This is a genomic window from Pseudomonas sp. Pseusp49, assembly GCF_059491875.1.
The window spans coordinates 5,609,415-5,622,384 of record NZ_CP168514.1 but is presented as its reverse complement, the minus strand read 5'-3'; the positions used below and the strand labels follow the sequence as shown (position 1 = coordinate 5,622,384).

The window sequence follows — 12,970 nt, the reverse complement described above, 5'->3', positions numbered from 1 at the left end:
TGAAAGACTAGCGGCCGTTTCCATGTCTGTTTCTAATTTTGTGCGCAGTCTCAAGGCTGCGTGATTTGAGTGCCCATGCCTGCCATCGATCACCCGCTGATAGACCAATTTCTCGATGCCTTGTGGCTGGAGAAGGGCCTTTCCGATAACACCCGCAATGCCTATCGCAGTGACCTGGCGCTGTTCAACGGCTGGTTACAGGACAAAGGACTGGAGCTGGTCAATGCCGGGCGCGAGTTGATACTCGACCACCTGGCGTGGCGCCTGGAGCAAAACTACAAGCCTCGGTCCACTGCGCGATTTCTCTCGGGGGTGCGTGGCTTCTATCGCTATCTGTTGCGGGAAAAGATGATCGCCGTCGATCCAACGTTACGGGTTGATATGCCGCAGCTCGGCAGGCCATTGCCGAAATCCTTGTCAGAGGCCGACGTCGAAGCGCTGCTGGCGGCGCCGGACTTGAGCGAAGCCATCGGTCAGCGTGATCGGGCCATGCTTGAAGTGCTGTATGCCTGCGGCTTGCGGGTGACCGAGCTGATCAGTCTGACGCTGGAGCAGGTCAATTTGCGTCAAGGCGTGTTGCGGGTGATGGGCAAGGGCAGCAAGGAGCGGTTGGTGCCGATGGGCGAGGAGGCGATTGTCTGGGTCGAGCGCTATATGCGCGATGCCCGCAGCGAACTGCTTGGCGGGCGTCCCAGCGATGTGTTGTTCCCTAGTCAGCGTGGCGAGCAAATGACCCGCCAGACCTTCTGGCACCGGATCAAGCATCAGGCCAAGGTCGCCGGGATTGGCAAGTCGCTGTCGCCGCACACGTTGCGCCATGCCTTCGCCACGCATCTGCTCAACCATGGCGCCGATTTACGGGTGGTGCAGATGCTCCTTGGCCACAGCGATCTGTCGACTACCCAGATTTACACGCACGTCGCCCGCGCCCGCTTGCAAGACCTTCACGCCAAACATCATCCGCGCGGATGACGGTGTTCCCCTGTAGGAGCTGCCGAAGGCTGCGATCTTTTGATCTTGAAAAAAACAAATCAAAAGATCGCAGCCTTCGGCAGCTCCTACAGAGAGCCTCATGTGTCGAGGTCAAAATGTCTTGCGTCAGGCGCATTCGGTCATGCGAACCTTATGTGATAGGCTTGGCCGGTTTGCACGATGGGCGGTTATGACCCGGTGTTTCGGCACGGGCGTTCTGATCGTCCCATATGTTCGCCTTCAGGAGTTCTCATGCGTCTGACCCAGATTTTCGCCGCTGCAGCCATTGCGTTGGTCAGCACCTTTGCCGTCGCCGATGACGCGGCCGACAAAGCCATTCGTAAAAGCCTGGAAAACCTCCAGCTCGAAGTGCCGGTAGAGACCATCACCGCCAGTCCGTTGCCGGGCCTGTACGAAGTCAAGCTCAAGGGCAGCCGTGTGCTGTACGCCAGCGCCGACGGCCAGTACGTGGTGCAGGGCTACCTGTTCGATCTCAAGGACGGCAAGCCGGTCAACCTGACCGAGAAGACCGAGCGCCTGGGCATCTCCAAGCTGATCAACGATATTCCTGTTGCGGAAACCGTGGTGTACCCGGCCATTGGCGAAACCAAGTCGCACATCACCGTATTCACCGATACCACCTGCCCGTACTGCCACAAGCTCCACGCCGAAGTGCCGGAGCTGAACAAGCGCGGCATCGAAGTGCGTTACGTCGCGTTCCCGCGCCAGGGCCTGGGCTCGCCGGGTGATGAGCAGCTGCAAGCCGTGTGGTGCTCGAAAGACAAGAAAGCGGCCATGGACAAAATGGTCGACGGCAAGGAAATCAAGGCCGCCAAGTGCGATAACCCGGTTTCCAAGCAGTTCGCTCTTGGCCAGTCGATTGGCGTGAACGGCACACCGGCCATCGTTTTGGCCGACGGACAGGTCATTCCGGGCTACCAGCCTGCGCCACAAGTCGCCAAACTGGCGCTGGGCGCGAAGTAAATTCGCATCGTCACGGGCAGCCATTGACGATCATGGTCCGGCAGCGACATCGCCGGGCCATTAATAGAGAGCCGCGAGCATGCGGCTGTTTTCACGGCCGGCCTTGAGTCGGCCGTTTTATGGGGAGTTCACAGTGAAACCGGTCAAAGTAGGCATCTGTGGGTTAGGGACCGTCGGTGGCGGTACCTTCAACGTACTTCAGCGCAACGCCGAGGAAATTGCTCGTCGTGCCGGGCGTGGGATCGAAGTGGCACAAATTGCCATTCGCACGCCAAAGCCTCAGTTCCAAACGACCGGTATTGCGATTACCAACGATGTCTTCGAAGTGGCCACGAACCCTGAGATCGACATCGTTATAGAGCTGATGGGCGGCTACACCGTTGCCCGCGAGCTGGTACTCAAGGCCATCGAGAATGGCAAGCATGTGGTCACCGCGAACAAGGCGCTTATTGCTGTTCACGGTAATGAAATTTTCGCCAAGGCACGCGAGAAAGGCGTGATCGTTGCGTTCGAAGCGGCGGTGGCTGGTGGCATTCCGGTGATCAAGGCGATCCGCGAAGGCCTGTCCGCCAACCGTATCAACTGGGTGGCCGGCATCATCAACGGCACCGGCAACTTCATCCTGACGGAAATGCGCGAGAAGGGTCGCACCTTCGAGGACGTATTGGCCGAAGCCCAGGCTCTGGGGTACGCCGAAGCCGATCCGACCTTCGACGTTGAGGGAGTCGACGCTGCTCACAAGCTGACGATCCTGGCGTCCATCGCATTCGGTATCCCGCTGCAATTCGACAAGGCTTACACCGAAGGGATCACCAAGCTGACCACCGCTGACGTGAACTACGCCGAAGCGCTGGGTTACCGCATCAAGCACCTGGGCGTGGCGCGCAGCACCGCGGCCGGTATCGAGCTGCGCGTGCACCCAACGCTGATCCCGGCCGATCGCCTGATCGCCAACGTCAACGGCGTGATGAACGCAGTGATGGTCAATGGCGACGCCGCCGGTTCGACCCTGTTCTATGGTGCCGGTGCCGGCATGGAGCCGACCGCTTCGTCGGTGATCGCCGACCTGGTGGACGTGGTCCGTGCCATGACGTCCGATCCGGAGAACCGCGTGCCGCACCTGGCGTTCCAGCCGGATTCGCTGTCGGCTCACCCGATCCTGCCGATCGAAGCCTGTGAAAGCGCCTATTACCTGCGCATTCAGGCCAAGGACCATCCGGGCGTATTGGCTCAGGTCGCGAGCATCCTCTCGGAGCGCGGCATCAACATCGAGTCGATCATGCAGAAGGAAGCCGAGGAGCACGACGGCCTGGTGCCGATGATCCTGCTGACCCACCGCGTGCTGGAGCAGCACATCAACGATGCCATTCAGGCACTGGAGGCTCTCCAGGGTGTGGTTGGACCGGTAGTCCGGATTCGCGTCGAACATTTGAATTAACACAGCGGCAAGCGGCAAGCTTCAAGCGGCAAGTTGAAAGCAGTTCGGCTTTTACTTGCAGCTTGAAACTTGAAGCTTGAAGCTCAAACCGAAGGTTTGCCCCTATGCGCTACATCAGTACCCGCGGCCAGGCACCGGCCCTGAATTTCGAAGACGTCCTGCTGGCAGGCCTTGCCACCGACGGCGGTCTGTACGTCCCGGAAAACCTGCCACGTTTCACCCAGGAGGAAATCGCTTCCTGGGCCGGCCTGCCGTATCACGAACTGGCCTTCCGAGTCATGCGCCCGTTTGTCACCGGCAGCATTCCAGACGCTGATTTCAAGAAAATCCTTGAAGAAACCTACGGTGTGTTCGCCCACAGCGCCGTCGCGCCGCTGCGTCAGCTGAACGGCAACGAATGGGTGCTGGAGCTGTTCCACGGCCCGACCCTGGCGTTCAAGGACTTCGCCCTGCAACTGCTTGGTCGCCTGCTCGACTACGTGCTGGAAAAGCGCGGCGAGCGCGTGGTGATCGTCGGTGCCACCTCCGGTGACACCGGTTCGGCTGCCATCGAAGGCTGCAAGCACTGCGAAAACGTCGACATCTTCATCCTGCACCCGCACAACCGCGTGTCCGAGGTGCAACGTCGGCAGATGACCACCATCTTCGGTGAGAACATCCACAACATCGCCATCGAAGGCAACTTCGATGACTGTCAGGAAATGGTCAAGGCCAGCTTTGCCGACCAGGGCTTCCTCAAGGGCACTCGCCTGGTCGCCGTGAACTCGATCAACTGGGCGCGGATCATGGCCCAGATCGTTTACTACTTCCACGCAGCCCTGCAGTTGGGCGGCCCGGCGCGCTCGGTGGCGTTCTCGGTTCCGACCGGCAACTTCGGCGACATCTTCGCCGGTTACCTGGCACGCAACATGGGCCTGCCGATCAACCAGTTGATCGTCGCCACCAACCGCAACGACATCCTGCACCGCTTCATGAGCGGCAATCAGTACGTCAAGGAAACCCTGCACGCCACGCTGTCGCCGTCCATGGACATCATGGTGTCGTCGAACTTCGAACGCCTGCTGTTCGACCTGCATGGCCGCAACGGCGCGGCAATCGCCGGCCTGATGGATTCGTTCAAGCAGGGCGGAGGTTTCAGCGTCGAGCAAGAGCGCTGGACCGAAGCCCGCAAGTTGTTTGACTCGTTGGCTGTGGATGATGCGCAAACCTGCGAAACCATCGCCGAAGTCTACGAGCAGACCGGTGAAGTGCTCGACCCGCACACGGCCATCGGGGTGAAAGCTGCACGCGAATGCCGCCGTAGTCTGGACATTCCAATGGTGATCCTGGGTACCGCCCACCCGGTCAAATTCCCGGACGCCGTGGAAAAAGCCGGTGTAGGAAAAGCGCTCGAACTGCCCGTACATCTTTCTGATTTGTTTGAGCGAGACGAACGTTGCACCGTATTGCCAAATGACCTGAAGGCCGTGCAGGCCTTTGTCAGCCAGCATGGCAACCGTGGCAAGCCGTTGTAAACGGTCAGCGCTGTTACATTTTGAAGCCCGTCTCCTGACGGGCTTTTTCATTTCTGCATGCACACTTGTCGTGTTCTCGCCGCGAAGGGACAGGCGAGTGGATCACCAAGGACATGGGAATGCGGTTTACAAGTGTGTTCAAGCCAGTCGCGCGCTGGCTGGTTTTATTCTGCATCGTGGGAGTCGTCGAATGGGGAGGGGCAAGCCCTGCATCGATTCAGGAGCGTGGGAAGGCTGCTGCCAGTTCAGCGGTCGTGCTGGATGAGCAGGAGCTGCAGTGGATAGCCAGCCATCCACGGGTCGTGGTCACGGCGCTGGAATACCCGTTGTACCAGTTCAAGGATGAGCATGGGCAATGGACGGGCCTGAACAGTGACCTGCTCAAGCGCATCAGTGACATGACGGGGTTGCAGTTCGTTTACGAAGAGTCTTTTTCCGTTGATCAGATGCTGGCTCGTCTGGAAAGCGGCGCGGCGGATTTGAGCACCACGCTGTCAATGAATGACGAACGCCGGACGTTTCTCGATTTCAGCCATGCGTACGGCGGTGCAGGATGGGTCTTTGTCGGGTTGGCCGGGGCACCGCCGGTGCAGTCGCTGGAGGATCTGGCGAAGCGGGTATTGGTGCTGCCGACCCGACATGCACTGGAAGCGATGATCCGTCGCGATTTTCCGTCCATCGAATTGCGTTCGGTCAAAACCTACGCCGAAGCCCATGCCTGGGTTGAAAGCGGCGAAGCCTATGCCACCATCGAAAGCGAAATCGGCGCCCGGCTTTTTCCGTCGGGCCGACTGCAGATCGGAGCTACGGTGCCGGACAAATGGGATGCGGATTATCTGGCGGTGCGCAAAGGTCAGCCGCAGTTGTTGAGCATCCTCAACAAGGCGCTTGAGGCCTTTCCTGCTCAGGAGTTGCGCGATCTTCGCCGCAAGTGGTTCGGTGGTGCTACCACGGTACAGGCGCCTGGCCTCTGGCAGCGGCTTGACCAGTGGGTCTGCTGGGGCATGTTTGTACTCAGCCTGTTCGGCCTGTTGTCCCTGCTCTGGAACCGACGGTTGGCGGTGGTCGTCAGGCAGCGGGTCGAGGCCCAAAGGAGCCTGCGCGATCAGCTTGCATTCCAGCATGCCCTGATGGATGCCATGCCCGACCCGATGTTTGTCCGTGACCTGCAAGGGCGCTTGATCATGTGCAACAAAAGTTATGAGGACGCCTTGTCGACACGTTTTGACCGGATGCAGGGGCGGCAGTTGGTCGAGGTCGATGTCATGCCCAGACAAACCGCGGAACTGTTGCATGCCGAGTTCATGGCGCAGTTGAGTACGCGCAGGACGCGCTTCTTCGAACGTCAATTGCTGTTCAAGGAGGGTGTCCGGGATATCTACCAGTGGACCGTGCCGTTTTACACGGCGGATGGCCAGATGAAAGGCTTGTTGGGAGGCTGGGCCGACATCGCCCGGCGTACCCGACAAACGTGACGGCCGGGTTTTTTCTCTGTCATGTTCGCCGTGCATGCTCTCTTGACTGCACGGCAGGTTCGCCTGCAGTCAGTCTCCAGAACTTTCTTCTCGGGCAAGTGGTCATCTGTTACAGGCATGCCCCTGGCACGTTGTTTTCGGACTAATGAGTGGTGATCGGGATGGAAAGTATCAGTCTGTTGCTCGGTGAAGCGCTGAGCCCGTATCAGGTCACATTGACCCCGTCAGGCATTCGTGGCGAATGTCGGGTGACCCTGAAAAATGCTATCGGCGCGACCGTGGTCGAGCGCGAGTTCAATCAGGCCCAGTTGAATGACAAGCGCCTGCTGACGGATGTGGTCGATGGTTTGCATCGCGACGTGCTGATCGCTGAAGGTCGCCTTGAGCCTTGTGTCATTGCGGCATTGCGTAATGCTGCCCGGGACAAGCTTCTGGCCAGCCGCAATTGAACGGATTTTTGTGGGAACCTTCCCACGCCCAGGTCAGTCAGACTTTGTAACAGCAGGATCAAGCATTGTGCTCCGGTGCTTGTAGCTTGCTGCTACTGGTCTCCAAGCAGACCACGTTTAACCCCGAGTCGTTTCCCCACTTCTCGGGGTTTCTTTTTGCCCGGGATTGATCATGGCTGCGCCAGATTGTCGAAAAACGCCTTGGTGTCTTTCAGGTATTCACTGCGGCTTTGCGGATCCAGCCAGGCGGCATAGGCCTCGTCCAGGCGCTCGCGGGGCAGGGTACGCAGCACCTGATTGATTTCGACAATGGCCTGTCGGCCCTTTGGCGTGTCGGTGCAACCGATGTAGCCGGACAGGTATTTGCCCGTGCCCCGGATTGGATAGAACTGCAATTCATCCTCGGCGATACCTTGCAGCGAAGCCTGGTAGCGGATCTCCGGGCGATAGCCCAGCAGCAGGCGCAAACGCCCAAGGCGCTGCATTTGCAGGAGGCTGCCCAAGGCGTCGTCGCCATAATGAGGTGTCAGCACGTCGGCGGGTGCTTGCTTGAGCAACCCGTCGAGGTATTCGCCGTAATTGCGCTCGGCGACGATCCCCAGTTTTTCGTTGCCGCTGGCGAGCAACTTTGCGAGGTCCACTTCGCCATCTTTGATAAAGGGGGCCAGTACCTTCTGGTCAGCGCGCCGCACGGCCAGGCCATTGCTCATGGCACGGAAGACCGGGATGGAAAAGGCGATCCACTGTTCCCGTTCCTTGCTCCAGTTCAGCGCCGCGTCGCAGACGAGGGACGGTTCGTGAAGCATTTGCAGGCCACGCGCACGATTGACCCTCATCACGCTGTGCTGGTACTGCGGCATGCCGGCAATCAACAGGGGAAGCAGTTGATCGATGACGCCCTGGCCCTTTTTCGGTCCGTCGAAGATCGTCAACGGCGGCAGGTCGCGTTTGAGCCAGATCAGGGTTTCCCTGGATTGCGCCAGGGCTGACGGGACCGGTTCAATGAGCAGGAGCAAGGTCGCCAGCACGCAAAGCAAGCAACCGGCCCGAGACCGGCAGTACCGAATGGCCCATGCAGGCAGTCGCCTCAGCTCAGATGGCTCCGTCTTTGCGCAACTGTGCGATCTGCGTCGCGTCATAGCCAAGTTCCTGGAGTACCTGTGCGTTGTGCTCACCCAGTTGTGGCCCGACCCATTCACATTCACCGGGTGTCTCTGAGAGTTTCGGCACGATTCCCGGCATCTTGAAGTCTTTACCGTCCGGCAGTTTGGCCTGCAGGAACATTTCACGCGCCAGGTACTGAGGGTCATTGAACATATCTTCGGCGCTGAAGATCCGGCTGGCCGGCACGTCGGCCTGATTGAGCAGCGCCAGCACCCTGTCCAGCGGCAGCGAATTGACCCAGCGATCGATGACGCCATAGAGCTCGTCGCGCCGCGCATCACGACCATCGTTGCTGGCAAGCAGAGGGTCATTGGCGAGGTCTTCCCGGCCAATGATCAGCATGAAACGTTTGAAAATGGCGTCGCCATTGGCGCCGATCTGCACGTGCTTGCCGTCGGCGCTGGTGTGGATCGAGGACGGGGTGATGCCCGGCATGATATTGCCCGTGCGTTCGCGGATAAAGCCGAACACGTCGAATTCCGGGACCATGCTTTCCATCATGGCGAAGATGGCTTCGTACAGCGCCACGTCCACCACTTGCCCCTGGCCGCCGTTGACCTCGCGATGACGCAGGGCCATCAATGCGCCGATCACGCCCCAGAGCGCGGCAATCGAGTCACCGATGGAAATGCCGGTGCGCACCGGTGGCCGGTCTTCGAAGCCGGTGATGTAGCGCAGGCCGCCCATGGACTCACCGACCGCGCCAAAGCCGGGCTGGTCTTTCATCGGGCCGGTCTGGCCGAAACCCGACAGCCGTACCATGACCAGTTTCGGGTTCAAGGCGTGCAGGACGTCCCAGCCCAGGCCGAGTTTTTCCAGGACGCCGGGACGAAAGTTCTCGATCAGAATGTCGGCTTCACCGAGCAACTGTTTCAGGATCGCCTGACCGTCGGGGTGCTTGAGATTGAGGGTCAGGGACTTTTTGTTGCGCGCCTGGACAAACCACCACAACGAAGTGCCTTCATACAATTTGCGCCATTTGCGCAATGGATCACCGCCGTCCGGGGATTCGACCTTGATCACATCGGCACCGAATTCAGCGCAAATGCGCGAAGCAAACGGGCCGGCAATCAAGGTGCCCAATTCGATGACTTTCAGACCGGAAAGCGGTTTGGCGGTGAACGGCATGCGGGATCCTGCTGGACAAGGGATGGGCGAATACAGCGTTTTAACATAGCCGACTGTCAGGCGCTTCAGGTTGATCACCTTCAATTCGTTGATTGCCCGTCGCATCGGTTAGACTTGCCGCCTTTCCTCGTATCAAGAAGCCCGTTCATGGCCCAGCCGTCCACGACCTACAAGTTTGAACTGAACCTCACCGACCTCGACCGCAGCGTCTATGAGAGCGTGAAGCAGACCATCGCCCGTCACCCTTCGGAAACCGAAGAACGCATGACTGTGCGCCTGCTGGCCTACGCCCTCTGGTACAACGAACAGCTGTCGTTCGGCCGTGGCCTGTCGGAAGTGGATGAACCGGCCTTGTGGGAAAAAAGCCTGGATGACCGCGTCCTGCACTGGATCGAAGTCGGCCAGCCGGATGCCGAGCGCCTGACCTGGTGCTCGCGCCGCACCGAGCGCACCAGCCTGCTGGCCTACGGCAGCCTGCGGGTGTGGGAAGGCAAAGTGGTGCCTGCGGTGAAAAACCTGAAAAACGTCAATATCGCTGCCGTGCCTCAGGAAGTCCTGGAGACCCTGGCCAAAGACATGCCACGCGTCATCAAGTGGGACGTGATGATCAGCGAAGGGACGATCTTCGTCACCGACGACCGTGGTCAGCACGAAGTTCAGTTGCAGTGGCTGGCCGGTGAGCGCGGCTGATTTCTCGCCGCTTCAGCGCGTCACCCGGTTTTATCCTACGTATTGAAGAGAAGCATCTTTCACCCCATGCGCATCGAACCTCGCCTGCTGCCCGACACCCTGCCATTCCTCGGTGATATTCCGCCACTGCTAACCCGCCTGTATGCGGCGCGGGGCGTGCAATCCGAGGCGGAACTGGACAAGAGCCTGGCGCGGCTGATTCCGTTTCAGCAGCTCAAGGGCATTGATGCCGCCGTGGATTTATTGGTGACGGCGCTCGAACAGCGCCAGCGCATCCTGATCGTCGGCGACTTTGATGCCGACGGCGCAACGGCCAGCACCGTGGGCACGCTGGGTCTGCGTTTGCTGGGGGCGGCGCATGTCGATTATCTGGTGCCGAACCGTTTCGACTACGGCTACGGCCTCACCCCGGAAATCGTCGCGGTCGCGCTGGAGCGCCAGCCGCATTTGCTGATTACCGTGGACAACGGCATCTCCAGCGTCGAAGGCGTGGCAGCGGCGAAAAAGGCCGGGCTCAAGGTACTCGTCACCGACCACCACTTGCCCGGCGACGAACTGCCGTTGGCCGACGCCATCGTCAATCCGAACCAGCCAGGTTGCGCGTTCCCGAGCAAGGCCCTGGCCGGTGTCGGGGTGATTTTCTATGTGTTGATGGCCCTGCGTGCGCGATTGCGCGAGCTCGGCTGGTACGCCAGCAAGCCGCAGCCGAATATCGGCGAACTGCTCGATCTGGTGGCCTTGGGCAGCGTGGCCGACGTGGTGCCGCTGGATGCCAACAACCGGATTCTGGTGCATCAGGGCCTCGAGCGGATTCGCGCCGGACGTGCCCGACCGGGAGTCAAGGCGATCCTCGAGGTGGCCAAGCGTGACCATGCGCGCATCACCTCCACCGACCTGGGTTTCATCGTCGGTCCACGCCTGAACGCCGCAGGGCGCCTGGATGACATGAGCCTGGGCATCGAATGCCTGTTGACCGAAGACGCAGCCCTGGCCCGTGAGATGGCGGCTCAACTGGACGGCATGAACCAGGATCGCAAGTCCATCGAGCAGGGCATGCAGCGCGAAGCGCTGGCCCAGCTCAAGGATCTGCCGGTGGAGTCGATGCCGTTCGGCTTGTGCCTGTTCGATCCCGAGTGGCATCAGGGCGTCATCGGCATCCTCGCGTCACGGATGAAAGAGCGTTATTTCCGCCCGACCATCGCCTTTGCCGATGCCGGTGACGGCCTGCTCAAGGGGTCTGGGCGTTCGGTCCAGGGCTTTCACATCCGCGACGCCCTGAGCGTGGTGGCGGCGCAGCATCCGAATCTGATTACCAAGTATGGTGGCCACGCAATGGCGGCCGGCCTGACGCTGCCGGAAGCGAATTTTCCCTTGTTCGCCGAGGCCTTTGACGCTGAAGTGCGCCGCCAACTGCGCGAAGAAGACCTGACTGGCCGCTTGTTGTCGGACGGCACCCTGGCAGTGGAGGAGTTTCACCTGGAACTGGCCCGCGCCCTGCGGCATGCCGGCCCTTGGGGGCAGCACTTCCCGGAACCGTTGTTTCATGGGGTGTTCCAGTTGGTCGAGCAGCGCGTGGTGGGCGAACGGCACCTCAAAGTGGTGCTGAAAAGTGAATGTGGTTCGGTGAAGCTCGACGGCATTGCCTTCGGGATCGACCGCGACATCTGGCCGAATCCGACCATCAAGTGGGTGGAACTGGCCTACAAGCTCGACCTCAACGAGTTTCGTGGCAACGAGACGGTTCAACTGATGATTGCCCATATCGAACCGCGATAAGACATTTAAGATCAAAAGATCGCAGCCTTCGGCAGCTCCTACAGGGGTATGTCGATCCATGGAGGAGCTGCCGAAGGCTGCGATCTTTTCGCCATTGTCGACTAGGCTCTAATCACTGCTTGATTTTGGTCTTGTGACGTCTTGTCGAATTTTTTGCCCGCGGGGGCGGGTGTTGTACCTTTTTCCTGTCACTCGTCGACTATTCAAACAGAACCTGGAGCCTGCCCACTGATTCGAGAGGTGCCCCATGAGTCTGCTGCTTGAACCCTTTACCCTTCGCCAATTGACCCTGCCCAACCGCATCGCGGTATCGCCGATGTGCCAGTATTCCAGCGCCGACGGCCTGGCCAATGACTGGCACCTGGTCCACCTCGGCAGCCGCGCAGTCGGCGGGGCCGGGCTGGTGTTTACCGAAGCCACGGCGGTCACCGCCGACGGACGTATCACGGCTCAGGACCTCGGTCTGTGGAATGACGAGCAGATCGAACCCCTGCAACGCATCACCCGTTTCATCAACGCCCAGGGTGGCGTTGCCGGCATTCAACTGGCCCATGCCGGGCGCAAGGCCAGTACCTATCGGCCATGGCTTGGCAAGCACGGCAGCGTCAAACCCGACGAGGGCGGCTGGGTGCCGGTCGGGCCTTCACCGATTGCGTTCGACCCACAGCACACCCAACCCAGACAACTGGATGAAGGCGAGATCGCCCAAGTGATCCAGGCCTTTGTCGATGCGGCAAAGCGCTCGCTGACGGCCGGTTTCAAGGTGGTCGAAGTGCACGCCGCCCATGGCTACCTGCTGCATCAGTTCCTGTCGCCGTTGAGCAATCAGCGTCGCGATCAATATGGTGGTTCGTTCGAAAATCGCATTCGGCTGGTGCTGCAAGTCACCGAAGCGATACGTGCGGTCTGGCCTGAAGAGTTGCCGGTGTTTGTCCGGGTATCGGCCACCGACTGGGTCGAAGACGGCTGGAACCCCGATGAAACCGTGGAACTGGCGCGTCGCCTCAAAGCCTTGGGCGTGGACCTGATCGACGTCTCGTCGGGCGGAACGGCGGTGAATGCCGAAATTCCTACAGGCCCCGGTTACCAGACCCGCTTCGCCGAACGTGTGCGCAAGGAGTCGGGCATGGCCACCGGCACGGTCGGCATGATCACCGAGCCGGCCCAGGCCGAGCACATCCTGCGCACCTGCCAGGCGGATATCATCTTCCTGGCCCGTGAATTGTTGCGCGATCCCTACTGGGCGCTGCATGCCGATGATGACCTGGGCGGGCACAAGGCCGTGTGGCCGGCGCAGTATCAGCGGGCGACTCACCGTGAGCAGCCGATTCACGAATCGGATTTGCGCGACTGAAATCCATCGATACGAAAAAGCCCCTG

At 60.1% G+C, this 12,970-nt stretch carries 11 protein-coding genes; 9 read left to right on the top strand and 2 right to left on the bottom strand.

What is annotated here, in order from left to right:
• The first annotated feature begins 75 nt into the window (after positions 1-75).
• From xerD to ACEN83_RS24950, 6 genes are all read left to right on the top strand, one after another.
• Positions 76-972 (top strand): site-specific tyrosine recombinase XerD, encoded by an 897-nt coding sequence (xerD, locus tag ACEN83_RS24975; RefSeq protein ID WP_495578704.1) that lies wholly within the window; start codon positions 76-78, stop codon positions 970-972.
• Between the two features lie 252 nt (positions 973-1,224).
• Entirely contained in the window at positions 1,225-1,956 is a 732-nt protein-coding gene (gene dsbC, locus ACEN83_RS24970; protein ID WP_007971283.1) for a bifunctional protein-disulfide isomerase/oxidoreductase DsbC, read from the top strand.
• A gap of 133 nt (positions 1,957-2,089) precedes the next feature.
• Positions 2,090-3,394 (top strand): homoserine dehydrogenase, encoded by a 1,305-nt coding sequence (locus tag ACEN83_RS24965; protein WP_495578703.1) that lies wholly within the window; start codon positions 2,090-2,092, stop codon positions 3,392-3,394.
• A gap of 104 nt (positions 3,395-3,498) precedes the next feature.
• The gene (thrC, locus tag ACEN83_RS24960) at positions 3,499-4,908 is read left to right on the top strand and encodes a threonine synthase (RefSeq protein ID WP_007971289.1); all 1,410 of its coding nucleotides are present in this window, start codon (positions 3,499-3,501) and stop codon (positions 4,906-4,908) included.
• A 119-nt stretch (positions 4,909-5,027) separates the two neighbouring features.
• Positions 5,028-6,383 carry a transporter substrate-binding domain-containing protein gene (locus ACEN83_RS24955; protein WP_495578702.1) on the top strand — a complete coding sequence of 452 codons (1,356 nt, stop codon included), beginning with the start codon at positions 5,028-5,030 and terminating at the stop codon, positions 6,381-6,383.
• Between the two features lie 161 nt (positions 6,384-6,544).
• Positions 6,545-6,832 (top strand): DUF3509 domain-containing protein, encoded by a 288-nt coding sequence (locus ACEN83_RS24950; protein WP_007971293.1) that lies wholly within the window; start codon positions 6,545-6,547, stop codon positions 6,830-6,832.
• Between the two features lie 170 nt (positions 6,833-7,002).
• Here ACEN83_RS24950 and ACEN83_RS24945 read toward each other — a convergent pair whose 3' ends face one another.
• Positions 7,003-7,971, bottom strand: coding sequence for a TIGR02285 family protein (locus ACEN83_RS24945; protein WP_495578701.1), 969 nt, complete (start codon positions 7,969-7,971; stop codon positions 7,003-7,005).
• Positions 7,925-9,124: a CaiB/BaiF CoA transferase family protein gene (locus ACEN83_RS24940; RefSeq protein ID WP_495578700.1), complete on the bottom strand. Its 1,200-nt coding sequence runs from the start codon at positions 9,122-9,124 to the stop codon at positions 7,925-7,927. The genes ACEN83_RS24945 and ACEN83_RS24940 overlap by 47 nt, the downstream gene beginning before the upstream one ends.
• Positions 9,125-9,271: 147 nt before the next feature.
• Here ACEN83_RS24940 and ACEN83_RS24935 point away from each other — a divergent pair, with 147 nt between their 5' ends.
• The 3 genes from ACEN83_RS24935 to ACEN83_RS24925 all read left to right on the top strand — a co-directional run bounded on the left by ACEN83_RS24935 (position 9,272) and on the right by ACEN83_RS24925 (position 12,944).
• Positions 9,272-9,814, top strand: a complete 543-nt coding sequence (locus ACEN83_RS24935; RefSeq protein ID WP_007971297.1) for a YaeQ family protein — start codon at positions 9,272-9,274, stop codon at positions 9,812-9,814.
• A gap of 66 nt (positions 9,815-9,880) precedes the next feature.
• Positions 9,881-11,590: a single-stranded-DNA-specific exonuclease RecJ gene (recJ, locus tag ACEN83_RS24930; protein ID WP_495578699.1), complete on the top strand. Its 1,710-nt coding sequence runs from the start codon at positions 9,881-9,883 to the stop codon at positions 11,588-11,590.
• A gap of 247 nt (positions 11,591-11,837) precedes the next feature.
• Positions 11,838-12,944, top strand: coding sequence for an NADH:flavin oxidoreductase/NADH oxidase (locus tag ACEN83_RS24925; RefSeq protein ID WP_495578698.1), 1,107 nt, complete (start codon positions 11,838-11,840; stop codon positions 12,942-12,944).
• Positions 12,945-12,970: the final 26 nt, after the last annotated feature.